Origin of the sequence: Agrobacterium sp. ICMP 6402 (assembly GCF_009498615.1) — a bacterium.
GTDB classification, from domain to species: Bacteria; Pseudomonadota; Alphaproteobacteria; order Rhizobiales; family Rhizobiaceae; genus Agrobacterium; species Agrobacterium burrii.
Genome location: NZ_QSNV01000001.1, coordinates 444320 through 467462 on the forward strand (window position 1 = coordinate 444320; position 23143 = coordinate 467462).

Sequence of the window (23143 nt, forward strand, 5' to 3'; positions counted from 1 at the left end):
CGGGCAGGGCTTCAGACACATGGCTTCATCCACCCCTTCCGCAGTTACCGATCTTTCCGCAGCACTCGTCATGGCGCCCGTGCCGCTGTCCGACTGGCTGATCATCCTGCCGGTCGCGCTCTGCATCGGCGCGGGCGCGGTGCTGATGATGATGCGCCACGCCATCCGCCACCATGGCGCCGTTGCCATCGCGGCGCTCTTCCTGCTCGTGGTGCTCGATGCAGCACTTTTGTGGAAGGTCGCGACGCAAGGCCCGTTCACCATGGTCATGGGCCGCTGGCTGCCGCCTTTCGGTATCGCCTTTACCGCTGATCTCACCGGCGCGCTGCTGTCGCTTGCTGCTGCCATCGTAGCGCTTGCGGGCGCCATCCATGCCGCCAGCGATATCGACGCCAGCGGCAGGCGCTACGGTTTTTATCCGTTCCTGATGCTGCTGATGGCGGGTGTCACCGGTGCCTTTCTGACAGGCGATCTGTTCAACCTCTATGTCTGGTTCGAGGTGCTGCTGATCTCGTCCTTCGGTCTCATCGTGCTCGGCTCGACGCGCGAACAGATCGACGGGGCGTTGAAATACGCCATCTTGAACCTTATCGGCACCACGCTGTTCCTGATCACGGTCGGTTATCTCTATGCCATCTTCGGCACGCTCAACATGGCCGATATCGCGCTGAAGGCGAACGTCCTGCGCGGCACCGCGCCGCTGATGACGCTCGCCAGCCTCTTCGCGCTTGCCTTCGCCATGAAGGCGGCGGCCTTTCCGGTGAATTTCTGGCTGCCCGCCTCCTATCACACGCCACGCATCGTCGTGTCCGCCCTGTTCGGCGGCCTGCTGACCAAAGTCGGCATCTATTCGCTGCTGCGCGTCATGGTCATGCTGTTTCCGGTCGAGCGTGAGGAACTGAGCATCGTCATCGCCATCTCGGCCGCCCTGACCATGGTGCTGGGGGCGATGGGCGCACTCGCCCAGAACGACATCCGCCGCATGCTCGGTTACATCGTCATTTCAGGCATCGGCTACATGATGGCCGGCATCGCCATCGGCACGCCGTCGGGCGTGTCGGGCGCGATCTTTTACGCGCTGCATTCCATGGTGCTGATGACGGCGCTTTATCTTGCCGCCGGCCATGCCGCCCGCCTCGGCGGCGGCTTTAGTCTGACGGCGCTGAGTGGCCTTTACCGGCAGGCCCCATGGTTTTCGGCGCTGGCGCTGGCGCTGTTTTTCGCCGGTTCCGGCCTGCCGCCTTTTTCCGGCTTCTGGCCGAAGGCGGTGCTGGTCAAATCGGCGATCGATATCGGCGCATGGTGGCTCGCCGCCGCCATTCTCGTTTCAGGTTTCATCGCTACCATCGCCTTCGGACGGATTTTCCTTTTGTGTTTCTGGCGCCCGGCGCCGTCGGCAGGCCAGCCGCCATCACCGGCACCGCCCTCTCAGGCGCTCCCCTCCGTCGTACCGCTGGTCGGACTGACCTTGCTGGTGGTATTTTTCGGCCTGTTTCCGGAAAGCCTGCTCAGTCTCAGCCAGCAGGCAGCAGTGGGGCTGGGTGATCCCCAAGCCTATATCCAGTCGGTCTTTCCCGAGGGAGGCAAACCGTGAGCCTCTATATCGTCCTGTCGATGTTCCTCGCCATCTGGCTTGCTATAACCGGCAGCGTCACACCGGCGAATATCGTCTTCGGTGTCATCGTCTCGGCACTGGCGCTCGGGCTTATCCGTCATCAGATACCCAGGGGCAACAATCACTGGCTGCGGCTGACGCGGATACTGTCGCTCGTGCTGCTGTTCTTCAAGGAACTGGCGCTGTCGGCCTGGAAGGTGGCGGTGCTGGTGACACGGCCGAAGCTCGACGTGCAGCCCGGCATCTTCGCCTATCCACTGACGGTGACGACGGACTTCCAGATCACGCTGCTCGCCAATCTCATCACGCTCACCCCCGGCACGCTGTCGGTCGATGTATCCGAGGATAGAAAGACGCTCTACGTCCACGCCATCGATTGCAGCGATATCGAAGCCGCGAGGAACGACATCCGCAACGGCTTTGAAAAAAAGATCATGGAGGCGTTTCAGCAATGACGCCGGAACAAATAGTTTCATTTGCAACTATACTTGCCTCGGTTGTACTCTCGGCAGCCTTCCTGCTGACAGTATATCGTGTTGTCATCGGGCCGACTCTGCCGGACCGGATCGTCGCGCTCGACATGCTGGTCGGTATCGCCATCGGCTTCATCGCGGTCATCGCCATCCGCACCGGCTTCACCCTTTATGTCGATATCGCGATTGCGCTCGGGCTTGTCGGTTTTCTGGCAACGGTGGCCTTTGCCCGTTTCGTGTTGGCGCGCGGCGCAGACGGCGGGCGAAAGTCGAAGGCGGTGCTGGATGGCGAAAGGGTGTCGGAAGACATTGAAAAAACGTCAAAAAATCAGAAGGTTGGCGGAAAAAGAAAGGGCGGAAAATGATCGGCTGGCTTGTTGCTATCCTCGTTGCGGCGCTGACGGTCTCGGGAGCCGCCTTTTCACTGATCGCCGCAATCGGGCTCAATCGCCTGCCTGATGTCTATACCCGCATGCATGCGGCCTCCAAGGCGGGGACGGTGGGGTCCGGGCTGCTGCTTCTGGCCGTGGGCATTCATTCCATGGATATGCCGACGCTGGCACGGGCACTCGCCGGTTTCTTCTTCTTCATTCTGACAGCACCGGTCTCGGCGCATCTTCTTGCCATGGCCGCGCATAAGGCAGGTTATCCGCTTCATGTTAAATCGGTAGTTGATGACCTCAAGAAAATTTGAAGTTGAAATTCCCCCCAATAATAGGGGGTGTTCATTTTCAATTGCTACTTGGCATAGTATTTTATTACCCGTAATTTTTTGTATTGCGATTAGACTGTTTTGAACTGAAAAATTCATAATAGGAATTTGACTTTTGCTGTTTTGCTGTTATCCAAATTAAGTGTAAAGTTGCTAATCGCGATTTGCATCTAGCCTCTTCATAGTCGGCATAGACATTTTATTAATGTCTAATCTATGGTCCATCAGACCATTGCTGCCCATGTCGCGGGCCATAAGTTGAATCTCGGATCAATACGTTTCCGGTTTTCGCTTGAAATCTAGGGGTAGGTTTCACGTTGGTTTCAACAAGGCGAAGGTGGGGCACCGGGTAACTTCACATCGCTCGAAGCGGCGTTCGCCCGCTTCCGGAGATAAATAAACAGGAGATACTTAAATGACGGAAACTGCATACGGTAACGCCCAGGATCTGCTGGTCGAACTGACGGCGGATATTGTGGCTGCCTATGTTAGCAACCACGTCGTTCCGGTTACAGAGCTTCCCGGCCTTATTTCGGATGTTCACACGGCACTCAGCGGCACCTCGGCCCCGGCATCGGTGGCGGTCAATGTTGAAAAGCAGAAGCCTGCCGTCTCGGTTCGCAAGTCGGTTCAGGACGATCATATCGTCTGTTTGGAATGCGGCGGTTCGTTCAAGTCGCTCAAGCGCCACCTCACGACGCATCACAGCATGACACCGGAAGAATACCGCGAAAAATGGGACCTGCCGGTCGATTATCCGATGGTTGCGCCCGCCTATGCCGAAGCCCGCTCGCGGCTCGCCAAGGAAATGGGTCTCGGCCAGCGCCGTAAGGCCAACCGCTAATCGGATCTGCCTATTCTTCTCCCCGACCGGGGAGAAGGTGGCCCGAAGGGTCGGATGAGGGGGCAACGTCAGCGATAGACCGCACCCTTACCCTCTCAACCCGCTGCCGCGAACTTCTCCCCGGCGGGAGAAGGCGGCAAGCGGAGCCCGCCCGCTCCACATGCTCCCTTTGAAGCTGTCTTTACCGTCACATGAATACCCAGCCGGTCCATCGACCGGCTTTTTTATTGTCGCGTTGAATCTTTCGTGAGGAAAAAAATCCTTTATTGCTTGCGTCATTTCTGCAAAAATAAAGCTATATCAAGGGTATATTCTTCCGCGTCAAATTCACGCTTCCCCACGGCTGCCCTCGGGTGTATGAATTAATTCCTATTCGTAGAGGAGTTGCATATGCCGTCGGATACATCGCCCCTGTCTGTCGCCGCGCGGCCATGCGCGCCGGTTACCGATCGTCATTTCCGCCGCTGGCCACCGGCTGCCGGGCGGGAGGAGATTTCCCGCATCTGCCGGCTGGTCCGGCAATTGACAGCCGAAATGGTGCAATTGACCGGTGAGCGTTTGGCCGGCCCCCGCTTGTCCGGACACCGCGACAGGCGGCGCAGCGAATGCCATATCCGTCAGATCGCCATGTATGTGTGCCATGTGCAGCTCGGCATCGCCATGTCGGATATCGGCCCCTGTTTCGGCAGGGACAGAACCACGGTCGGCCATGCCTGCCAGGTGGTCGAGGATCGACGTGACGAACCGGCCTTCGACGAGTTCGTCGCCATGCTCGAGCGGCTCGCCGGCAGCATTTTCAACGTGATGAGGGGTGTTCGCGATGAGTGAGGCGAAACAGACACCCATCGCTCGTCCCGATCCTGTTCTCTTACGGCTGGTGCGTTTTATCGCGGCTGGCGCGGCTGAAGCGTTGGAAGAGGGTGGCGAAATGGTATTGCGGCGGGCTAATGCAGCGAAAGAAGGGGCAGGGAAAGAGAGGGAAGGGAGTGAGAGATTGCGATTCCCGGCAGTGACGGTGAGGCTTGCCGTCGCATCGGGTCTGGTCGTCCGGCAGGGCGACACGCTTTTAGCCGCAGCGCCGCTCTCGGCCTATCTGAGGCGCGCGATCGCGAAGGATCGCGACGAGATTTTTCAGGAGCAGCACCGGGATGTGCAGACGGTGATCGTGGATGTCGGCGAGGGCAGGCAGCCCGCCCGGCACAACCTCAAAACCTCGCCTTTGACCAGCCTGTCTCGCCTGAAGGAGCGGGACGGCACGGCCTTCTTTCCGGCTGACGCCTTACAGGCTGGAGAACGTCTCGCCGCTGATTTTCACCGCGCGCATCTCAACCCCAGGGTCACCGCGACATGGGAACCGCGCATTGCGAACCGAACAAAGGGGGAGGCGGGCGGTGCGCTCGATCTCACCGAGGCTGCGATGGCCGCACGTGTGCGGTTTTCCCGTGCGGCGGATGCGATGGGGCCGGAACTGTCGGGCGTCGCCATCGATATCTGCTGTTTCGAAAAGGGTCTGGAAACGGTGGAGCGGGAGCGGCAATGGCCGGCGCGGTCGGCAAAACTGCTGCTGCGCGCCGCACTCCTGTCGCTTGCCCGGCATTACGTGCCTCAGGCCAACCGCTCAAAAAGAGCAAGCCACTATTGGGGGGATGAAGATTATCGCCCGTCCATCATCGCGGGCTAAAGATCAGGCGGCCAGCAGCCTGGCTTCCTCGCGGATGCGCTTGACCATCGACCGCAGGCCATTGGCGCGCTGCGAAGAGAGATGTTCCACCAGCCCGATCTTGTCGAACACCTGGATGGCATCGAGACCAGCGATTTCGGAGGCCTTTTTACCGGAATAGACGGCAAGGACGATGGCAACGAGGCCGCGCACGATATGCGCGTCTGAATCGCCCTCGAAGGTCATGAGAGGGTCTTCCGCACCGTCGCTATGGCTGACGAGCCAGACCTGGCTGGCGCAACCCTGCACCTTGTTTTCAGCGGTGCGCTTGTCTTCCGGCAGATCGGGCAGCGCCTTGCCCAGTTCGATGACATAACGATAGCGATCCTCCCAGTCGTCGAGGAAGGCGAAGTCATCAAGGATCGTTTCGAGAGAGGCCATTTGCGCGCCGTATCGTCCACTATTGCATATCTTGGCTACGATATAGGGCAAGTGCGGACGGTTTTGAACCATCTGGCCATGAAAAAGCCCACGGAAAACAGGTTTCCGTGGGCAAGTCTGGCAGGCAGTCACGCAGACGGACATATCCGGCTGCAAGGAAGGGGCGGTGCGACGAGGCGCGACCGCGAAATATCAGGGGGCAGGGCGCTTCTGCGGCAGGGGAATGACGGTGCCGGTCTTCAGCATGTCGGTATTCCCGGGAAATTCGACGCTGATGGCCGGGGCTTCGGCCAGTTTTTCGGTCTCGGCGACGATCTGCGTGGCGGGAGCGGTTTTGTCACCGGCGGCAAGCTGCGCGTCGAGCAGTTCATAGGCGACCTTGGCGCCTTCCTTTGCCCGCTCACCGAGCGCATGGAAGGTTTCCGCACCCTTGATGCAGACGTCGGGTTTTTCAATGCAGATGGCGCTGACATAACGATAGGCCTCACCGGCGGCCGAAACGGCGCTGGGAAGATCGAATGCCGAAGGTTCCTTGGTGGGGTCGTTGTAGCTACCGAAATAGGACAGCGCCACCAGCACCAGCGAAAACCAGAATGTTCCTTTGATCAGAAACCACATTGTCAGACACCCTGCCAGATGATCTTTGTTTTGAAGCCCCGCCCGGTTTCGGGTCATTGGCCTTTGTCCCGTTTTTCGGGCTTGGGGAGAAGCTACAGGCGACCGGCGAACAGCCAATTGCAAAAAGCGGCGCAATTTAATTCAAATTGTATCTATTCTCCTCGCATAGGCACGTGCGCCATCAATTCATTCGCATTTTAACAGTCCATGTTAAGCATAATTGCGACAGAGCCCGCGCGTTCCGGGGCAAAGCGGCGGCACGCTTTGCCACAAAGGTTAACGCGATGGCAAAAATGAAGCGAAATCCGTCGCTTACCCGTCATTAACCATGATTGGCAAAGCTTCGAATAAATGCCCCGTATTGGGACTGCGGCGCATTTGAAGGCCGTTTGCGGCCATTCTTTTTATCCATTCCTTAAGCCGCCGCCTTCTATTGTCGGGGCCATAAGATCCGCCTCAGGGATTCGGTATTGGTATTGCGTAATATGAGAGAAAAAGCGGTCGCACTGGTCGACCATGCCGCGGGCAGATGGCTTGCGCGTATGGAAGAGGACGCCGAAAGGCGCGCCGGAACCGTTGCGCGCCTGCGCCGCCTTATTGCCTTCGGTGCCGTCGGCCTTCTGGTTGTGCCCGCCCTCTTCAGCTTCGTCTTCAGCCCCGCCATCGCGCTGCCCATTGGTGCTGCCCTGGTGCTGGCGCTGTTTCTATCCGCCGCCGCCCTGTCGATTGCTTTTTCCCGGCCGCTGCGTGTTGTAGCATCCTCGTCCGCTCCTGCGGCTGATGACGACCTTGTCGCAGCATCGCAGGTGCCGGGCCTCGTGCTCACCATCAATGAAAACGGCCTCGTCGAACGTGTCTCCGGTCGTGACCGTGAGAAATTTCCGGCCGAGCTTCAGGCCTGCAAAGACCACGTCTTTGCCGAATATGTTTATGTGTCTGATCGTATCGAACTGATGCAGGCCTTCGATCTTTTGCGGCAGGGCGAGGACAAGGCCAGCGCCGAGCTTCGGTTTGAAACCGGCGCGAAATCGCGCCCGGCGCAGTTCATGCATGCGCGCATCGAAATGACGGCGATCCGCAGCGCGTCCGGCCGGCTGCGCCGCGTCGTCGCCCAGCTTTCCGACGTCACCGAGATGGAGCTTCTGCGCCGCGATGTCGCCCGCAAGGCGGCGGAGGCGGAATCGGCCAATGACGCCAAGTCGCGTTTCCTTGCCGCCGTCAGCCACGAGCTGCGCACGCCGCTTAACGCCGTCCTCGGTTTTTCCGATATTCTGGCCGGTGAATATTTCGGCCGGCTGGAAAATGATCGTCAGCGCGAATATGTCGGCTTGATCCGCCAGTCCGGCGCCCATCTCCTGTCGGTGGTCAACACCATGCTGGATATGAGCAAGCTGGAAGCGGGCCGCTACGAGCTGCTGATGGAAAGCTTCCCGATTTCCGAAACCATCGCTTCCTGCGAGGCGATGCTTGGTCTGCAGGCCAGGGAAAAAGGCCTGACTTTGACCAGCCGCATCCAGCGCAATATCGGCGAAATCTCCGCCGACCAGCGCGCCATTCGCCAGGTTCTGATCAATCTGGCCGGCAATGCCATAAAATTCACCGATGCGGGTGGTGTTGTATCAATCGACGCCGCGCGCGAAGGCAAGATGCTGAAGCTGACGGTCAGCGATACCGGCATCGGCATCGCGGCTGACAAGATTGACCTGCTGGGCCAGCCCTTCATGCAGGTTCAGAATGAATATACCCGTCGCTATGAGGGCACGGGTCTCGGACTATCCCTGGTCAAGGGGCTGGTGGCACTGCATGGCGGCACGTTCGTCATCGCCAGCAAGCCCGGAGAGGGAACGGTCGTAACAATCATGTTGCCTGCCGATGGTTCCGGCATGGCGGGTGGCGAAGACGCTGAAACTGAATGCATGGTGGAATTTCCGCCGCGCATCCGTCAACTCGGCGAAATGGCTGCGATTATGAAGAAGGATGGTGACGATGGCCCCGCGAAAGCGAAAATCGCCTAAGAAAACAACGGCCCAGATTGGCGCCGGGTTTGTTTCCTTGGTGGTTGCGGCCATCGGGCGCGAAGTCCTGCGCCATCCGAAACTGGTTGGCGGCTGCGGTGCCTTCGCGGTCGTCTTCGGTTTTGTTGCGGCCAATGCGCTCTGGTACCAGCCGGGCATTCACCCGTCTCCCTTCCTGCGCACGCGTGATGCGGAAAACCCGAACGGTATCGCCGGTTATCGCCCCGCAGAGCCGCTCGGCACCCACGGCAACGTCACCACCTTTCGCATAGAGCGGCCGGCCGAAACGGAAGCGACGCAGCCACCGGCCGCCGAGACCGCGGCTCTGCCGCCAGCCGAAAGCCAGAAGCCGCAGCAGATCGTTGCAGATATTCAGGGCGAACTCAAAAAACGCGGGCTTTACGACGGCGACGCGGATGGCCGCATGGGGCCGAAGACCGCCGCCGCCATCATGTTCTTCGAAGAAACCCTTGGCATGGAACAGACCGGCGAGCCGACGACCCGGGTGCTTGCCGCCCTCAGGATCGACGGCGCCACCGTTGCGGCAATTCCAAAGGACCGGCCGTCCGACACCAACACCGGCGGCGGAGTGGAAATCGACCCGGTCGCCGCCGCCATCCGCAAGGCGGAAGCGCCGCGCCCCAAGGCCGAGCCGGTGTCGCTCAACAGCGCGACTGCCGCTGCCAAGCCGGCAAGCAGCGCGCTGATTGCCAAGATTCAGCAGGGGTTGATCAATATCGCCTATGCCGACGTGAAGGTGGACGGCGTGGCCGGCCAGCAGACCCGCAACGCCATCCGTGCTTTTGAAAAACACTATCGCCTGCCGGAAACCGGCGAGCCGAGCGAAGTGGTGCTGAAGAAACTGAAGTCGATCGGGGCGCTTTGAGGTTTTAGCCTCAGGAGGTTCGTTGATGGCGGGCCGGAGTGGGCGTGGCTCACCCCCCTCTGCCCTGCCGGGCATCTCCCCCTCAAGGGGGGAGATCGATCTGCGGCGAGATCTCGCCCATCGCAAAGCTTGAAAATGAAGTGGCGGTAGAGCGCCTTGCCGATCTCCCCCCTTGAGGGGGAGATGCCCGGCAGGGCAGAGGGGGGTAAACCCCACGCACCTCGATCCGTTGACAAATCCAACATCGAGAGCACGTCCCACTCTTTCCACCGAAAGCACCACCAATGCGCCTCAAATCCGAAATCTTCGTCTCCGCCCTCATCCGCCGCGTTTTCGCCGCCGGCGGATTTGCTGCCATCGAAAAGAGGGGCGCGGAGGCGGCGGGTGCGATTTTCATCCGCCAGCGCCTGCGCGACGGCCGTGAAAACCTCTATGGACCGGCGCCGCAAAGCTTCGCCGATGACGAGGAAATCCGCGCCGAGCGCCGTTTTGAAACGCGCCTTGCCGGTGCGGAGGCTGAGGAAAGCACCGCCCTACTGGAGAAGGAACGGCGCTTCGACAGCGATCTGTGGATCGTGGAGATCGAGACGGATGAGATCGGCACTTTGCTGACGCTGGTGGACCAGCCACCGGCTTAGACGGCCAAAGGCCGTTTACCCCTTCACGTCCCGGTTTTGCGGGGAACGACGGTAAGACGGCTCGGCCGCTCGCGGCCATGCGTATAGCTATCCGCCCGACGCCAGCTTTCCACCCGCTCTTCGGACTCCACGATGTCGAGACGGTCGAGCAGGGCCTCGGCGCGGCTCATGTCGCCCTCTGTGGCGGCCAGATGCGGATAGAAGCATTGCAAGACGAAGGCGGCTTCGGAAAACTCCATGCCAAGCCCGGTAAGCGTGGTCGCAAGCTGCGCGCCGGAAATATCGAGCATGATGCGTTCCGACAGCCAGTAGCTGGATGACAGCGAATCCGATAGCGCAATGGCAAACTGCCGTGCATTGCGTTCACGGGCGAAACGCACGAGCAGGGCTTCCTGCACGTCGCTCAGGCGGCGCAGGCCAAGCACGTCACTTTCCGGGCGGTTGAGATGATGCGCCATCTGCTTGATCCGCTGACGCATTTCCTCTTCGAGCGCGGATGCGGCGTCAATTTTCGCCGTGGTCTCAGGGATGGCCACGTCCGCCACTTCCGGTTCGGCTGCGGCTGCCACCTGCGGTTCGGTGGCAGTCGTCGGCTCATCCGGCCGCTTCAGATCTTCGGCATGCCGCAGGCCAACCAGCGCATCGATCACGGTGGGGGAGAGGTCTTCTCGCCGCACGATGGCGCGGGCATGCGCGGCACCCTGCGTGCGGGCAATGGTGATCAGCGTCTCGTCAGTGAGGCACTTCGAGGAGATGAGGAAGGGGGCAGCAAGCGAAATCGGCTGGCAGGCGATGAAGAAGGCGACAGCCGAAGGCACGCTCGGATGCTGCGACAGCGCGGCGATCGCTTCGCGCTTGGCTTCCTCGGTGGAGGCATTAAAAAGCGGCATGAAAAGCTCGGCGAATTGCCGGAGGTCCGTTTTTGACGGATGGGACACAGACTCGAAATTCGTCACCGTGGCCATAAGCACCACATCTTTCTTCCTAATGGCTCTTGGCCTCTCAAGTTCTCGAAACCGGTCGGTCAACGCACTACCCAACAAACGCAAACACAATATCGGCTCAAATTAGAGCAAATCCGTTGACGTCCTGTTAACTATGGGGGGTGGCAAGAGATATTCTGCCTCTATCAACAAGGAAATTTTAAAACCTTCATGACGGAAAAAATGTCATGGAACTTTGCCGCATCGCCTTTGTTTTCAACGGGTGCGGCCCTTTCGGCGATAAATTGGCGTCCAGCGATTAGGGTTAACGGATCATTAACCTCTGTCTGTTTGTAATTTCATGGGCAGTATTAGGATTCCATGTTATTCTGACGTTCGGAATAAAAGCCAAAATGGCCGCGAAATGCCTGAATGTCCGCATAGTCCCGCGCTAAAACCTTATGCGGTTTTAGGGACATGCGAAAACCAGCCTGTGGGCTGGATTATGCGCAATGTGATGGTGATGAAATTCCCGACGCAAGACGAGGCTTGCGCGGTTCCCATAGGCAACATTGACTCCCGAAGAGGAGAGAAGCATGGCAGACATTATTCCAATCGGCGACGCCCGACGAAGCCTGCGCCCCGCCGGCATCGTGGCCAAGGTGATTGGCCCCGCAAAGGTGGTGCTGTTTACCGGCGTACGTTATGAGAAGCGCGAAACCGAGCCCACTGGAAAGGTCGTGCGCAAGGGCAAATCCGCACCGGAAACGGCTCTGAAATCCTGATTATATGTAAAAGACCGGCGTTATTTCCACGGCGTCGGCTGGCATTTCGCTTCGTTCAGGAAACGTTCGGCTTCTTCCCCGAAGCTTGGCTGCGGCACCAGGGTCCGCAACACCACATATCCTTCCGTCTGATCCGATTTCGCCAGAATGGCCTGTGAGAGCGATGGCGGCTGCGCCTTGCGAATGGCGGCTATCTGCACCGCATCGGCGACCAGAATATCCATCACCCCGCCAGCAGACGTGCGGTCGTTCATGCTGAACACCTCGTTCGAGGCCCTGTCGTAAACCGCGACAGACCAGAACGGTACGGCGCCAAGTGCGGTGAGCCGGACAGGTTTTTCTTCGATATTAAAAGTACAGACCGCGACCCGCATGAAGGGATCGCCGCTGCCAAGCGTCTTCTTCTCGGTCGTCTCTTCGAGCAGGTGAAACAGATGCGGCTTTCCTTCCGCCACCGCGCGGGTATAGGCATCGCGATTGCTGAAATGCGGTATCGCCAGAAGAATGATGACGTGCAGCACGGCGGCGGCGACGAGGCCGGTGAGGATGGCGAGCAGGACCCTAAGCATTGCCACACCCCAGCTTGCGGATTTGCGGCATGGCGATATCGATCAGGCCGGAACTGCCGGCGACCGGCGTATCGAGCAGCGTCATCACCAGCTTGAATGTCTGGCCCTGCGGCACCGCCAGCCAGTTATAGGCCTGGGCGTCGGGAGCGATGGTGATGTCGATGCCGCCATCCGCACTGCGCAGAAGCGTGCGGGAATTCAGCGCAAACGGCCGCCCGGCATCTTCCGCCAGCACATTGCCCTGCTGATCGGCGGTATAAAGCGTCCAGAACCGCGAAGGCGGCACGGCGCCGGCCAGCCGGTAACGGCATTCGCCGCTGAGCCGCTGGCCATCGCTGTCGACGGAGGCGGTAAAGGCCAGCCCCTCGGTCGTGCCATAAAGCAGCCTGCCGGCATCGGCGCGGTGCGATTTGGCGTAAGGGTCAGCCTCGATTGTCTGCGCTTCGGGAAACGCGTCCCAGGAACCGATGCGGATCGATCCGAAACCGGATGTCGCCTCAAGTGCTGCGAGCGTAACGGCAATACCGCCGCCAAAGGCGATCAGAAGGGCAATGCCGACAAGGAATGGAACTCGGAACACGCTGTTTTCCCGTTTTTGAACAGGTCGAGAACTATCACTGATTCCCCGTTTGGAAAATGGTGCCCTTTGTTTAGTCTTTGTGAAAATGAGGGGAATTGCTAATTCCGGTTCTCACGCACCCATGACCAGCTTGAAGGCGATGGCCCACATGGTAACCGCGATGACGCCTTCGAGAATGCGCCAGGCGGAAGGTTTTTCGAAGACCGGCCGCAGCCAGCGCGCGCCATATCCCAGCGAAAAGAAGAACAGCACCGAGCCGGTGGCCGCACCCGCCGCAAAGGTCTTTTCGAAGCCGGGAAATTGCGTGGAGATGGTGCCGAGCAGCACGACGGTATCGAGATAGACATGCGGATTGAGAAAGGTGAGCGCCAGACAAATGGCCAGCGTCTGCCACAGGCTCGCCTCCTGCCGCTCAGCCACCGACAGCGCTTCGGATGAACGCAGCGCCGAATGCAGGCTTTTGGCGCCATACCAGATAAGGAAGGCAGCTCCGGCATAACGCATGATGGGATCAAGCGCCGGCATGACGGCGCTGATCCGCTGAAAACTGAAGACGCCGACGGTGATCAGCAGCGCATCGGCAATGGCGCAGGTGGCGCAGACCGCGAACACATGCGAGCGCGCCAGCCCCTGTTTCAGAACAAAAGCATTCTGCGCGCCGATGGCGACGATGAGGCTCAGACCCATCGTCAGGCCGGTGAAGAAGATTTGTATATCCATGCGCGTCGGGAGCCTCTTGTCTCTGTCCATGCGGAATGGCGCAAGCCGTCGCCTGCGGACCGAGTACTTGGATATTGAGGTAGGATGGTTTAATCCAGTTAAATAAACTCAACCTAGATAAGTGTGGCTAATGCTAGACTATCCCTCCATGCGGGCCGTGGCGCTCGTTGCCCAGACCGGCAGTTTCGAAAAGGCGGCGCAGCTGCTCTTCGTCACGCCATCAGCCGTCTCGCAGCGTATCAAACAGCTGGAGGAGCGGCTGGGCGTGGTGTTGATCGTGCGCGGCAACCCTTGCGTTGCGACGGAAAAGGGCGAGTGGCTCTGCCGGCATATGGACCATGTCGGCATGCTGGAAAGCGAATTGTTCCGCCAGCTTCCAGCGCTTGCAGAGGCGGGATCGGTACAGGAGCGTGTGACGCTCAACATCGCCACCAATGCCGATAGCCTCGGCACATGGTTTCTCGATGCGGTTTCGAAATTCACCGGCAGCAACGATTATCTCGTCAATATCGCGGTGGACGATCAGGATCACACGGTGGAATGGCTGCGCGGGGGCAGGGTGCTTGCCGCCGTCACCGCCCATGCCAAGCCCGTGCAGGGCTGCCGCGTCACCCCACTCGGCGTGCTCAGATATCACGCTACCGCCAGCCCGGATTTCATGACCCGCCATTTCGCCGATGGCGTCACGCCCTCAGCCCTTGCCCGCGCACCGGGACTGACCTTCAACCAGAAGGACAGGCTGCAGGCGAGCTGGATCAGGCAGGCGCTGGGAGAAGACGTCTCCTATCCCACCCACTGGCTGCCCTCGACCGATGGTTTCGTGAAGGCAAGCCTTGCCGGCATGGGCTGGGGGCTCAATCCGGTGCAGCTGGTGGCGGAGCATTTGAGGGAAGGGCGGCTGGTGGAGGTTGTTCCCGGTACGCCGCTTGATATTCCGCTTTATTGGCAGGTCAATCGTTTGGCCGCCGACCGTCTGGCGGCGCTGACATCACATATTGTGGAGACGGCTAGGGCGGTGTTGTTGCGGTGAGGCGTTTCGCGCCGGGTTGCGGTTTTGCAGTTTGGAGAGACGGAATCGGTGGAACGCGTGGCTCACCCCCCTCTGCCCTGCCGGGCATCTCCCCCTCAAGGGGGGAGATCGGCAAGAGGCCCTTATGTCGCTTCATCCTCAAGTTTTGAGATGGGTGAGACCTCGCCACAGATCGATCTCCCCCCTTGAGGGGGAGATGTCCGGCAGGACAGAGGGGGGTGAGCCACAGGCTCCGACAGAAATCTTCAGGCGATGCCCCGACTTCACCGCCTTGCCCTCACGGTTTTCCCACCCGTGTCATCAGATAGCGGGCAACCGCCTCATAAGCCGGCAACGATGTCGCATCGTTGGCGGCGTTACTGGCAACAGGATGCGAGGAAAACCGGGCGATGACCATTTCGGCTGCGGGGTCGATGTAGATTGCCTGGCCGTGCACGCCACGCGCCATGAACGCGCCGTTGGCATTGTGGGTGACCCACCACATGGCACGATAGCTCCAGCCCTGCAGCGCCGGATAGCCGCCCTTCGCAAAAGCCGCCTTGTCTCCGCCGTGGCGGATATTGTCGATCGCCTTTTGCGGAATGAGACGCTGGCCATCCACGACGCCGCCATCGAGCAGCAACTGGCCGATGCGTGCCATGTCGCGCAATCCGGCATTCAGCCCGCCGCCGGCAAACGGCGTGCCGGTGGAATCGACGGTGTAATAGGCGTCCTGTTCGGCGCCCATCCGGCTCCAGATCCGCTCCGAGAGCAGCTCTGCCACCGATTTTCCCGAGACGCGGGCGATGATCCAGCCGAGCGCATCGCTGTTGATCGTCTTGTAGCCGAAGGCGGAACCGTGTTCCCCCTGTTTCACCACCGTCTTCAGATAATCGAAATAGCTGCGCGGCCCTTCATAACCCTCGGGCTTGGGAAGAGGGTTGCCGGCCGCCGAATAGGTCCACACATCGGCATTGGGATCGGCATAGTCCTCGCTGTAACGCAGGCCCGTCGTCATATCGAGCACCTGCCGGATCGTCGCATCGCCGAAGGCGCTTTTTTCAAGTTCGGGAACGACGGTCGCGACCTTGGCATTCTCGTCCAGTGTACCTTCGGCAACCAGCATCTCGCCCAGAAGCCCGGTCAGCGACTTCGTCACCGACATGGCGCCATGTTGCCCCGCATCGTTGAGGCAACCGGAATAGCGCTCATAGACAAGCACGCCCTTGTGCAGCACGACGATGCCGTCGGTATAATTGGCCGACAGCGATTGTTGCCAGTTCATGTCCCGGTCTGCGCCGGTCGGCCGGAATGTCACGGCATCAATGGCGGGATCGAGCTTGCGCTCGAGCGTTGCGGGTGCGCCGAGGCCGCGGCTCACATTGACCGTCGGCATCAGCTGACGGAAATGGCAGACCGTCCAGCGCGATTTCGGAAAGTTGAAATAGTCGCTGTCCGAGAAGCGGATGATTTTCTCTTCCGGTGGCGGAAAGCCCTGCATCCAGCCGAGCTTGGTCGGGTCTGACTGCTCGGCCGAAAGCGGCGTGGCGTTCTGGCTGGACGCGGCGTAAGGGTAGGCCAGAACGGACAGCATGGTCGCAAGAACGATCGACAGGGTTTTAGAAATTGACGATGACATTGACGAAGCCTCCAAGCCAGTTCGGCGAATTGTCTGCGGTCAGGGAATTCATGCCCTTGCCGGGGAAGGAAATGCTGACGCCCGCCGTGAGATAGGTGTTGGGATTGATAACGCGCGAATATTCCAGATAGATATCATCGGCGAGATGGTGGTCGCCCACGCCGGCAACCGGGGTGGGCGTGCCGTCTATGTTGTCGAGGCGTGTGCCCTGGCCGAACTGGATCGGGCTGTTCAGCTCATTGGCGCGGATATGTGCGTAGCGCAGCGTCCACGTGTCGGCCTGCGTCGGTTTCACCTGCAGGCTGATCTGATGCGCATTGACGTTCGAATTCAGGAACATCATGGAAGATTTCGTGCCCGTCGACCATGCACTCGGATTGCCTTCGTAATAGAGCGGGTCGAAGCGTTCCAGACGCGAGGTCGAAGGATCGTCGCCGGAGAAGGTCTGGTAGCTGTAGGCGATGGTCGGCGTCCACGAAACCTCTTCGAACGCATAACCGACCTGAGTGCGGCCGCCCCAGGCCCTGAGGTCGATATCGGGGTTCCACTGATAGGCGATATCGCCACCGATGAAAAAACCCGGCAGGGGCGCATCGAACGGATTGGTGCGGGTATAGGCGTTGATGAAGCTCAATCCCTCGCGCGCACCCGGCATGATGACCGGCGCGCCGATGCCGCCAGCCGCAGCCCGGGCGTAGGGTGAGCCGGATTCCGGAACATGGCCGAATGTAATGCCGACATATCGACCTTCTTGCGGTTCATAACGCAGATCCGCTCCCACGATCTTCGTTCCGCTGTCCTTGTCGGATAATTCATTCGCGTCGATGAAAAAGGCCGTCGCCGTCAGGTCATCCTTGCCGAACCGGAGGATGGCGGCCTGTTCCCATGCTTTTCTCGGCCCAAGTTTCAGGGCGCCGCGCTCGAAACCGCTCGAACCGCCATTGGCGATCAGCATGCCTGTGCCGGTCTGGAACGGACGCGGTCCGAGGGAAATATCGAAGAAGGGGCCGGTTTCAGCTCTGGAGCGCAGGCCGAGATAGCCGTCTTCAAGTGTGATGGCGCCCGTGCCGCCGGCATCGAAGGCATCAGTGCCAAGCGTGCCGGAGGCAACGGCGGAAATCTTTCCATAGATCTGGAGCCGCTCGCCGGCATCGGCGGTGAAACCGAGGCCGGGCATCAGGTAGCCCTCAAGCCAGCGCGTGTCGCTATCGAAGCCGGCGGACGGAGCGAAAGTATCGGCGAAGTTCCAGAACAGGTTCTGTTCGGCCACGGCGTTCACGCCGGCCTGAAAATGCAGGCGCAATTCGAAGCCCGGCTCGTCGATCAGGAGCATGGGATCCTGCGCACGGGCCGCATGGGGTGCAAGCCCAAGGCCAGCAGCAAGAACAGCCGCCACCGCCCGCCTTGCATTTCCCGCATCGTTCATGCCGTCCTCCGGGATCGCTTTGTGACCAGACAGAAATAACCGCATTCACTTAGACATGAATTGGTCGGAATGGTCTATTCAATCTTGGAGTGTAGAAAGACGATTTCGTGTTCTTATTCTCCGGTGCGAGAATATTTTTGGTCGCGCGCAATGTAAATTAACCTGTAGGCCGTCGATTTATGCTTGAGTTATTTTTCTCAAGCAAATGCGCCGACGCCATCCTCTTGGTGCAATATACAGCCTATGATTGAAAGCGATCCAGCCAATCAGCCGGTCTGAAGGTCGCGCAGTGCATAACCCGGTATCCGGACATCCTAACGCCGCCCAGCCTCGCCCACGCCTTCCCGCAGCGACGCATCCGCCACCTTCTGCGTCGTCACGCTCAGGGCCGAAGCATCCTTCATCTTCTTGGCGATGGAGCGGATGACACGTGTCGCCTCGGCCGAGAGCGAACGCGGGCGGGTGAGCGCCGGCATGGCGGGCGTGCTGGCGGATGCGACTTGCGCCGAGGGTTGCGGGCGCGCGCCCGTCGGCAGCGGGTTCTGGATGCCGGGGATCGGGCGCAGTTCCATGCCCTGATGGGCGTAGTCCATCAGCCGCTTGTAGGTCATGGCGGGAAGCGCGCCGCCGGTCATGTTGTTCATCGGCGTGAACTCGTCATTGCCGAACCAGACGGCGGTCGTATAGTTGCCTGTAAAGCCCACATACCAGGCGTCGCGATAGGCCTGCGAAGTGCCGGTCTTGCCGCCGGAGACGATGCCGTTATCCAGCGCCCCGCGCCGGGCCGTGCCCATCACCGGGATGGTCACCAGCATCTGGTTCATCTTGGAATTGGCGTCCTCGGAGAGCACCCGCTTGGCGGGCGGCTCGTCATGGCTGAAATCGTAGAGAACATTGCCCTCATAATCCATCACCTGCTCGATGCCGTGGCGACGCGACTGCATGCCATCGGCCGGGAACACGGCATAGGCTGTGGCCTGATCGAGAACGGTGACTTCCGAAGTGCCGAGCGGAATGGTCTTGTCGCTGCGCAGCGGCGTGGCGACGCCCATGGCCTTGGCTGTATCGACGATCACCTGCGTGCCGAGCACATCCTTGGCGAGCCGCACAGGCACGGTATTGTAGGATTTGGCGAGCGCCATCTGCAGCGTTACCCTGCCGGCATAAGAACGGCCGTAATTCTGCGGCGACCACCCCCGCCATGTCACCGGCGCATCGGAAATCAGCGTGTCCGGCTTCATGCCCTTTTCCATGGCGGCCGAGTAGGTATAGACCTTGAAGGAGGAACCCGGCTGGCGAAGGGCTGCCGTGGCGCGGTTGAACTGGCTTTCGCCATAGTCACGGCCGCCGACCATGGCGCGCACGCCGCCGCCGTTTTCAATCATCACCATTGCGCCCTGCTTGACGCGGTAACCCTCGCCATATTCACGCAGTTCCATTTCCATCGCCTGTTCAGCCGCCTGCTGCAGGCCGGTATCGATGGTGGTGCGCACAACGACGGTGTGATCCCTGAACTTGCCTTCGGCGGCCAGCCGCTGCACCTCGTCGAAGGCCCAGTCGAGGAAATAATCCGGCGCCTTCACATCGGCGCGGTCAATGACGGTGGCCGGGTTGCGCCGCGCGCCGATCACCTGGCCCTCGGTCATCAGCCCGCTCTGCACCAGGTTGGAAAGCACGGTATTGGCGCGGGCGCGGGCCGCCGGCAGGTTGACATGCGGCGCATATTTGGCCGGCGCCTTGAACAGGCCGGCCAGAATGGCGGATTCCGAAAGCGTCACGTCGGTCAGGTTCTTGCCGAAATAAAACTGCGCCGCGGCCGCAGCACCAAAGGTGCCGCCGCCCATATAGGCGCGGTCGAGATAAAGGCTGAGGATTTCCTTCTTCGACATGTTGCTCTCAAGCCAGAGCGCGAGGAAGGCTTCCTTGATCTTGCGCTCCAGCGAGCGCTCATTGGTGAGAAACAGGTTCTTGGCGAGCTGCTGCGTCAGCGTCGAGCCGCCCTGCACTACACCGCCGGCGCGGGCATTCTCGCTCATGGCGCGGGCAAGGCCGATGAAGTCGATACCGAAATGGTCGAAGAAACGCCGGTCCTCGGTCGCCAGAACCGCCTTGATGAAATGATCCGGCATCTGGTCGATCGGCACGCTGTCTTCATGGATGATGCCGCGATGGCCGATGGTGTTGCCGTAACGGTCAAGGAAGGTGACGGCGAAGTCGCCGCGATAACGCCAGTCCTTCTTGGTCTCTTCGAAAGCCGGCATCGCCAGCGCCAGAAGCACGACGGCACCAGCGGTTCCGAAAGTCAGCGCATCGCAGGTCAGGTTGACGACCAGTTTCTTCCAGCCGCGCACATGCAATTTGCGCGAGGCGATGGTGACGTCTTCCCAGAAATCCACCAGTCGCGCCGCAGCCGTCCACAGGCCGCTATCGATGAAGCTATCGATCCGGAGCAGGATATGCCGCTTTTTGCGGCCGTTTTTATCGTCTTTTTCTTCCTGCACCTGGCGATGTTTTCCTGTTCAACGCAACGCGGCCCGTCGATATGCCTGCCTGATATTCCTCTTCCAACCCATTCCCGACGCAAAAGCGTGGCATGGTTATGTCGGAATTGCTTGACGTGGCGACTTCTTGCGGGCCAATGACCCTCAGCCGCCGCCAATATGCTAAAATATCGTACAAACCAGCCCTTGGCGATACGATATAAAGGATTAGGGACCGGTTAAACACTCCCGTCCAAGAGATCAAAATGAAACGGAAATGTTAACGATGAATGACGCGCCGTTCTGGAAAACCAAATCGCTCACCGAGATGACCGGCGAGGAATGGGAAAGCCTGTGCGACGGCTGCGGCCTGTGCTGTCTCAACAAGCTGGAAGACTGGGACACCGGCGAAGTGGTGTTCACCTCGGTTCGCTGTGTGCTGCTTGACGGTGAAAGCTGTCGATGCTCCAACTATGAAAATCGCCGCGCCACCGTGCCGGACTGTATCCAGCTTGACCTGAAGAAGGTGCATGAGATCGGCTGGCTGCCGCCCACCTGCGCCTATGCGCTGGTGCGTGATGGCAAGGATCTGTACTGGTGGCACTATCTCGTCTCCGGCGATACGCAGACGGTGCATCAGGCCGGCATTTCGGCACGCGGCAGAACCGTCAGCGAGGCCGATGTGGATGTTGACGACTTCGAGGATTATGTGGTCGATTGGCCTCTGACAGTGGGTGAGAGGGCAGGCGAAAAGGAACGGACTTGACGGAAGACGTCAATTTTCGTTTTGGTCCTATTCCTGCCCCATCAGTCACCTAGACCGCTCTCACCATTCAGGCAAATGATCCGCAAAATGCGGACGAGGGACATCAAAACGCATGCGCTACCGGCTGCCCGCCATCGTTCTTTCGTGCCTTGCCCTTCCGGGCTTCCTGCCGCTTTCCGCTTCCGCCCAGCAACAGCCGCAGGCGTTTGAATGCACGCTGGTCACCTCCATCGAGACGGGGGCGGTCATCAACCAGCAGGGCGCCTGCGACCAGCGCGTCGCACCGGCCTCCACCTTCAAGGTGCCGCTGGCGCTGATCGGCTACGATGCCGGCATCCTTCAGGATGAAAAGTCGCCCGCCTGGGACTGGAAACCCGGCACGGAGGCCCGCGCTTCGGACCGTAAGACGGTTGATCCCACCATATGGGAGCAGGATTCGGTGCTATGGTACTCGCGCGAAGTCACCCGCCGTCTCGGCCCGGAAAAATTTGCCGCTTATGTAAAGCGCCTCGGTTACGGCAATGCTGATGTTTCCGGTGAGCCCGGCAAGAATAACGGGCTGACCCATTCCTGGCTCGGTTCGTCGCTGACCATCTCACCGGTGGAGCAGGTCGGCTTCATCCGCCGTCTGCTGGCCGGCAACCTGCCTTTTTCCCGCGATGCGCAGGCAAAGACCCGGGCGATCGTTCCAACGTTCGATGCGCCGGAAAGCTGGGCCGTGCATGGCAAGACCGGCACCGGCTATATGCGCGATGAAAAGGGCAACCCCGACCGTAACCGTCCTTTCGGCTGGTTCGTCGGCTGGGCGGAGCGGGAAGGCCAGCACATCGTCTTCGCAAGGCTGCGCGTTTCCGACAAACCATCCAACGAACCGCTCGGCCCCGCCGTACGCGACGCCTTTTTGCGTGATATTCCGCGGCTGGCGGTGCATCGGTAGAAGGATCGTCCGGTTTGGATTACGCCTTTATCTGAAAAGCTCGGCGTGCGTTCCGGTGCGCGTGAAAACGACGAGATTCTGCTTCTCATCAAGGATGTAGATCAACAGAAAGTCGCCGCCGACATGGCATTCGCGATGATCGCGCCATTCTCCGGTCAATTCATGGTCATGAAACTGTGGCGGCAACGGCCCCTCATTGGCGACGAGGAGAAGCATGATCTTCTTCAGTTTCTCCATATCGTAGCGCCCGGAATTGTTCAGACGCTGCCAGTCTTTAAGAAATTGCCGGGTGAAATCTGAACTGCGCGGCAACGTCGTCCGCTTTGATGCGGCCGGCTTTTCACGGCCTTTTCCGTCTGTCACCGCTTGTCGCCGTCAAGGGCGGTGAGCATAGCTTCCGTTGTTTCGAAGCGGGGACGCCTCGCCGCCGCGAGAGCGCGTGCTTCCTCGATAGCGGCAAGCGTTTCGGCATTGGGTCGCGTCAGTTCGATGGGCAGGGCTTTTTCGCGGGCGATCCGCGTCAGCATCATGCGCATGACATCGGAAACGGTCAGCCCCAGACTGTCAAGCACAGCGGTCGCATCGTCCTTGATCGCCTGATCGATACGCGCTCTAACATAAGCATTTGCGGTCATGCTCGACCTCCTTTTGAGAATGTTGTATGTAGCTCAAATGAGCATCATTTTCAATATTCGATGCACAGGTAACGCCAGGGCCGGAATGCCTTGAACCCGGGAAAGGACATCAGGAAATGTCGAACGCCTCCCGCGATGTCATCGGGCTCTATACCGAACACGGCGCTGATTTCGACAAGGAGCGCGGCCGGTCCCTTGCCGAAAAACCATGGCTGGACAGGTTTACCTCGCTTTTGCCTGATGGCGGTTCCATTCTCGATATCGGCTGCGGTTCCGGTGAACCGATTGCCGGCTATTTCATCGCCAATGGCTATGACGTCACGGGCATCGACGCGTCCCTGCCGCTGATCGAACTTTGCCGCAGCCGGTTTCCGGAAAATCTCTGGGCGGTTGCCGATATGCGCGAGCTGGCTCTCGGTCGCCGTTTTGACGGTTTGATTGCCTGGCACAGTTTTTTCCACCTGAAGCCCGAAGATCAACGCCTGATGTTCGGCATTTTCCGCCAGCACGCCAATGACGGTGCTGCCTTGATGTTCACCGCCGGGCCGGGCCATGGCGAAGCGATTGGCACGTTCCATGGCAAGCCGCTTTATCACGCCAGCCTTGCGCGCGAAGATTATGAGAGCCTGCTCGCCGCACATGGGTTCCGGCTTCTCGATCACATCGTCAATGACCCGCAATGCGGTGGGGCGACGGTTTATCTCGCCAGGCGCGTGACGGCCTGAGAGGCGACCGCGCGGTTACCCGACGGAAAAGGTAAACGGCGGAAATT

At 59.9% G+C, this 23143-nt stretch carries 26 protein-coding genes; 15 read left to right on the forward strand and 11 right to left on the reverse strand.

The annotated features are described in order from the left end of the window. Window positions 1-19 precede the first annotated feature (19 nt). The 7 genes from DXT96_RS02245 to DXT96_RS02275 all read left to right on the forward strand — a co-directional run bounded on the left by DXT96_RS02245 (window position 20) and on the right by DXT96_RS02275 (window position 5325). Entirely contained in the window at window positions 20-1594 is a 1575-nt protein-coding gene (locus DXT96_RS02245) for a Na+/H+ antiporter subunit D (protein WP_153513384.1), read from the forward strand. Then, a complete protein-coding gene (locus DXT96_RS02250) occupies window positions 1591-2070 on the forward strand; it encodes a Na+/H+ antiporter subunit E (RefSeq protein ID WP_371418767.1) in 480 nt (159 codons plus the stop codon). Before DXT96_RS02245 ends, DXT96_RS02250 begins: the two co-directional genes overlap by 4 nt. Beyond that, the gene (locus DXT96_RS02255) at window positions 2067-2453 is read left to right on the forward strand and encodes a cation:proton antiporter (protein ID WP_149898850.1); all 387 of its coding nucleotides are present in this window, start codon (window positions 2067-2069) and stop codon (window positions 2451-2453) included. Before DXT96_RS02250 ends, DXT96_RS02255 begins: the two co-directional genes overlap by 4 nt. Further along, on the forward strand, window positions 2450-2782 hold the full coding sequence (gene mnhG, locus DXT96_RS02260) for a monovalent cation/H(+) antiporter subunit G (RefSeq protein WP_153513385.1): 333 nt from the start codon (window positions 2450-2452) through the stop codon (window positions 2780-2782). The genes DXT96_RS02255 and mnhG overlap by 4 nt, the downstream gene beginning before the upstream one ends. Before the next feature lie 433 nt (window positions 2783-3215). Further along, on the forward strand, window positions 3216-3644 hold the full coding sequence (gene ros / locus DXT96_RS02265) for a MucR family transcriptional regulator Ros (RefSeq protein WP_003512037.1): 429 nt from the start codon (window positions 3216-3218) through the stop codon (window positions 3642-3644). 390 nt (window positions 3645-4034) lie between these two features. Further along, on the forward strand, window positions 4035-4472 hold the full coding sequence (locus tag DXT96_RS02270; RefSeq protein ID WP_153513386.1) for a helix-turn-helix domain-containing protein: 438 nt from the start codon (window positions 4035-4037) through the stop codon (window positions 4470-4472). After that, window positions 4465-5325, forward strand: coding sequence for a DUF6456 domain-containing protein (locus tag DXT96_RS02275; RefSeq protein ID WP_153513387.1), 861 nt, complete (start codon window positions 4465-4467; stop codon window positions 5323-5325). Before DXT96_RS02270 ends, DXT96_RS02275 begins: the two co-directional genes overlap by 8 nt. Window positions 5326-5328: 3 nt before the next feature. On the opposite strand, the gene DXT96_RS02280 is transcribed toward DXT96_RS02275, so the two are convergent. Both DXT96_RS02280 and DXT96_RS02285 read right to left on the reverse strand, forming a co-directional pair. Beyond that, on the reverse strand, window positions 5329-5745 hold the full coding sequence (locus DXT96_RS02280) for a SufE family protein (protein WP_149898854.1): 417 nt from the start codon (window positions 5743-5745) through the stop codon (window positions 5329-5331). 192 nt (window positions 5746-5937) lie between these two features. After that, window positions 5938-6363, reverse strand: a complete 426-nt coding sequence (locus tag DXT96_RS02285; RefSeq protein ID WP_149898855.1) for a DUF5330 domain-containing protein — start codon at window positions 6361-6363, stop codon at window positions 5938-5940. Between the two features lie 485 nt (window positions 6364-6848). Between DXT96_RS02285 and DXT96_RS02290 the strand changes: the two genes are divergently transcribed. The 3 genes from DXT96_RS02290 to DXT96_RS02305 all read left to right on the forward strand — a co-directional run bounded on the left by DXT96_RS02290 (window position 6849) and on the right by DXT96_RS02305 (window position 9902). After that, the gene (locus DXT96_RS02290; RefSeq protein ID WP_153513388.1) at window positions 6849-8378 is read left to right on the forward strand and encodes a HAMP domain-containing sensor histidine kinase; all 1530 of its coding nucleotides are present in this window, start codon (window positions 6849-6851) and stop codon (window positions 8376-8378) included. Continuing rightward, on the forward strand, window positions 8350-9264 hold the full coding sequence (locus DXT96_RS02295) for a peptidoglycan-binding protein (RefSeq protein ID WP_194287526.1): 915 nt from the start codon (window positions 8350-8352) through the stop codon (window positions 9262-9264). The genes DXT96_RS02290 and DXT96_RS02295 overlap by 29 nt, the downstream gene beginning before the upstream one ends. 284 nt (window positions 9265-9548) lie before the next feature. Further along, on the forward strand, window positions 9549-9902 hold the full coding sequence (locus DXT96_RS02305) for a DUF1491 family protein (RefSeq protein ID WP_153513390.1): 354 nt from the start codon (window positions 9549-9551) through the stop codon (window positions 9900-9902). Window positions 9903-9925: 23 nt separating this feature from the next. On the opposite strand, the gene DXT96_RS02310 is transcribed toward DXT96_RS02305, so the two are convergent. Then, complete coding sequence (locus DXT96_RS02310) at window positions 9926-10867, reverse strand: DUF2336 domain-containing protein (protein ID WP_153514150.1); 942 nt, start codon at window positions 10865-10867, stop codon at window positions 9926-9928. A gap of 554 nt (window positions 10868-11421) precedes the next feature. Between DXT96_RS02310 and DXT96_RS02315 the strand changes: the two genes are divergently transcribed. Beyond that, entirely contained in the window at window positions 11422-11610 is a 189-nt protein-coding gene (locus tag DXT96_RS02315) for a hypothetical protein (RefSeq protein WP_153513391.1), read from the forward strand. A 20-nt stretch (window positions 11611-11630) separates the two neighbouring features. Here the strand turns inward: DXT96_RS02315 and DXT96_RS02320 are convergent, their stop codons facing one another. The 3 genes from DXT96_RS02320 to DXT96_RS02330 form a co-directional block, all read right to left on the reverse strand. Then, window positions 11631-12179 carry a DUF1254 domain-containing protein gene (locus DXT96_RS02320; RefSeq protein WP_153513392.1) on the reverse strand — a complete coding sequence of 183 codons (549 nt, stop codon included), beginning with the start codon at window positions 12177-12179 and terminating at the stop codon, window positions 11631-11633. Continuing rightward, window positions 12172-12759, reverse strand: a complete 588-nt coding sequence (locus DXT96_RS02325) for a DUF1214 domain-containing protein (RefSeq protein ID WP_149898862.1) — start codon at window positions 12757-12759, stop codon at window positions 12172-12174. The genes DXT96_RS02320 and DXT96_RS02325 overlap by 8 nt, the downstream gene beginning before the upstream one ends. A gap of 111 nt (window positions 12760-12870) precedes the next feature. Further along, window positions 12871-13479 carry a LysE/ArgO family amino acid transporter gene (locus tag DXT96_RS02330; protein WP_153513393.1) on the reverse strand — a complete coding sequence of 203 codons (609 nt, stop codon included), beginning with the start codon at window positions 13477-13479 and terminating at the stop codon, window positions 12871-12873. A 130-nt stretch (window positions 13480-13609) separates the two neighbouring features. Here DXT96_RS02330 and DXT96_RS02335 point away from each other — a divergent pair, with 130 nt between their 5' ends. Continuing rightward, window positions 13610-14509, forward strand: a complete 900-nt coding sequence (locus DXT96_RS02335) for a LysR family transcriptional regulator ArgP (RefSeq protein ID WP_153513394.1) — start codon at window positions 13610-13612, stop codon at window positions 14507-14509. Window positions 14510-14786: 277 nt separating this feature from the next. Here the strand turns inward: DXT96_RS02335 and DXT96_RS02340 are convergent, their stop codons facing one another. The 3 genes from DXT96_RS02340 to DXT96_RS02350 all read right to left on the reverse strand — a co-directional run bounded on the left by DXT96_RS02340 (window position 14787) and on the right by DXT96_RS02350 (window position 20054). Then, on the reverse strand, window positions 14787-16082 hold the full coding sequence (locus tag DXT96_RS02340; protein ID WP_194287590.1) for a serine hydrolase: 1296 nt from the start codon (window positions 16080-16082) through the stop codon (window positions 14787-14789). A gap of 25 nt (window positions 16083-16107) precedes the next feature. After that, window positions 16108-17553, reverse strand: a complete 1446-nt coding sequence (locus DXT96_RS02345; protein WP_153513396.1) for an alginate export family protein — start codon at window positions 17551-17553, stop codon at window positions 16108-16110. 314 nt (window positions 17554-17867) lie between these two features. Further along, the gene (locus DXT96_RS02350; RefSeq protein ID WP_149898867.1) at window positions 17868-20054 is read right to left on the reverse strand and encodes a transglycosylase domain-containing protein; all 2187 of its coding nucleotides are present in this window, start codon (window positions 20052-20054) and stop codon (window positions 17868-17870) included. A 265-nt stretch (window positions 20055-20319) separates the two neighbouring features. On the opposite strand from DXT96_RS02350, the gene DXT96_RS02355 reads away from it, so the two are divergent. Further along, the gene (locus DXT96_RS02355) at window positions 20320-20799 is read left to right on the forward strand and encodes a YcgN family cysteine cluster protein (protein WP_153513397.1); all 480 of its coding nucleotides are present in this window, start codon (window positions 20320-20322) and stop codon (window positions 20797-20799) included. A gap of 112 nt (window positions 20800-20911) precedes the next feature. After that, window positions 20912-21736: a class D beta-lactamase gene (gene blaOXA / locus DXT96_RS02360; RefSeq protein ID WP_142839376.1), complete on the forward strand. Its 825-nt coding sequence runs from the start codon at window positions 20912-20914 to the stop codon at window positions 21734-21736. Window positions 21737-21763: 27 nt separating this feature from the next. On the opposite strand, the gene DXT96_RS02365 is transcribed toward blaOXA, so the two are convergent. Together DXT96_RS02365 and DXT96_RS02370 are read right to left on the reverse strand one after the other, a co-directional pair. Beyond that, on the reverse strand, window positions 21764-22099 hold the full coding sequence (locus DXT96_RS02365) for a type II toxin-antitoxin system YafQ family toxin (protein WP_149898870.1): 336 nt from the start codon (window positions 22097-22099) through the stop codon (window positions 21764-21766). After that, the gene (locus tag DXT96_RS02370) at window positions 22096-22371 is read right to left on the reverse strand and encodes a type II toxin-antitoxin system RelB/DinJ family antitoxin (protein ID WP_153513398.1); all 276 of its coding nucleotides are present in this window, start codon (window positions 22369-22371) and stop codon (window positions 22096-22098) included. The genes DXT96_RS02365 and DXT96_RS02370 overlap by 4 nt, the downstream gene beginning before the upstream one ends. Before the next feature lie 116 nt (window positions 22372-22487). Between DXT96_RS02370 and DXT96_RS02375 the strand changes: the two genes are divergently transcribed. After that, window positions 22488-23096 (forward strand): class I SAM-dependent methyltransferase, encoded by a 609-nt coding sequence (locus DXT96_RS02375; protein WP_153513399.1) that lies wholly within the window; start codon window positions 22488-22490, stop codon window positions 23094-23096. Window positions 23097-23143 lie beyond the last annotated feature (47 nt).

Coding starts and splice junctions, on each gene's coding strand:
- mnhG (WP_153513385.1), top strand. CDS start 2,450: ATGATCGGCTGGCTTGTTGCTATCCTCGTTGCGGCGCTGACGGTCTCG.
- DXT96_RS02345 (WP_153513396.1), bottom strand. CDS start 17,553: ATGAACGATGCGGGAAATGCAAGGCGGGCGGTGGCGGCTGTTCTTGCT.
- DXT96_RS02290 (WP_153513388.1), top strand. CDS start 6,849: ATGAGAGAAAAAGCGGTCGCACTGGTCGACCATGCCGCGGGCAGATGG.
- DXT96_RS02275 (WP_153513387.1), top strand. CDS start 4,465: ATGAGTGAGGCGAAACAGACACCCATCGCTCGTCCCGATCCTGTTCTC.
- DXT96_RS02295 (WP_194287526.1), top strand. CDS start 8,350: ATGGCCCCGCGAAAGCGAAAATCGCCTAAGAAAACAACGGCCCAGATT.
- DXT96_RS02320 (WP_153513392.1), bottom strand. CDS start 12,179: ATGCTTAGGGTCCTGCTCGCCATCCTCACCGGCCTCGTCGCCGCCGCC.
- DXT96_RS02280 (WP_149898854.1), bottom strand. CDS start 5,745: ATGGCCTCTCTCGAAACGATCCTTGATGACTTCGCCTTCCTCGACGAC.
- DXT96_RS02330 (WP_153513393.1), bottom strand. CDS start 13,479: ATGGATATACAAATCTTCTTCACCGGCCTGACGATGGGTCTGAGCCTC.
- ros (WP_003512037.1), top strand. CDS start 3,216: ATGACGGAAACTGCATACGGTAACGCCCAGGATCTGCTGGTCGAACTG.
- DXT96_RS02335 (WP_153513394.1), top strand. CDS start 13,610: ATGCTAGACTATCCCTCCATGCGGGCCGTGGCGCTCGTTGCCCAGACC.
- DXT96_RS02355 (WP_153513397.1), top strand. CDS start 20,320: ATGAATGACGCGCCGTTCTGGAAAACCAAATCGCTCACCGAGATGACC.
- DXT96_RS02270 (WP_153513386.1), top strand. CDS start 4,035: ATGCCGTCGGATACATCGCCCCTGTCTGTCGCCGCGCGGCCATGCGCG.
- DXT96_RS02285 (WP_149898855.1), bottom strand. CDS start 6,363: ATGTGGTTTCTGATCAAAGGAACATTCTGGTTTTCGCTGGTGCTGGTG.
- DXT96_RS02305 (WP_153513390.1), top strand. CDS start 9,549: ATGCGCCTCAAATCCGAAATCTTCGTCTCCGCCCTCATCCGCCGCGTT.
- DXT96_RS02245 (WP_153513384.1), top strand. CDS start 20: ATGGCTTCATCCACCCCTTCCGCAGTTACCGATCTTTCCGCAGCACTC.
- DXT96_RS02255 (WP_149898850.1), top strand. CDS start 2,067: ATGACGCCGGAACAAATAGTTTCATTTGCAACTATACTTGCCTCGGTT.
- DXT96_RS02340 (WP_194287590.1), bottom strand. CDS start 16,082: ATGCTGTCCGTTCTGGCCTACCCTTACGCCGCGTCCAGCCAGAACGCC.
- DXT96_RS02310 (WP_153514150.1), bottom strand. CDS start 10,867: ATGGCCACGGTGACGAATTTCGAGTCTGTGTCCCATCCGTCAAAAACG.
- blaOXA (WP_142839376.1), top strand. CDS start 20,912: ATGCGCTACCGGCTGCCCGCCATCGTTCTTTCGTGCCTTGCCCTTCCG.
- DXT96_RS02370 (WP_153513398.1), bottom strand. CDS start 22,371: ATGACCGCAAATGCTTATGTTAGAGCGCGTATCGATCAGGCGATCAAG.
- DXT96_RS02315 (WP_153513391.1), top strand. CDS start 11,422: ATGGCAGACATTATTCCAATCGGCGACGCCCGACGAAGCCTGCGCCCC.
- DXT96_RS02375 (WP_153513399.1), top strand. CDS start 22,488: ATGTCGAACGCCTCCCGCGATGTCATCGGGCTCTATACCGAACACGGC.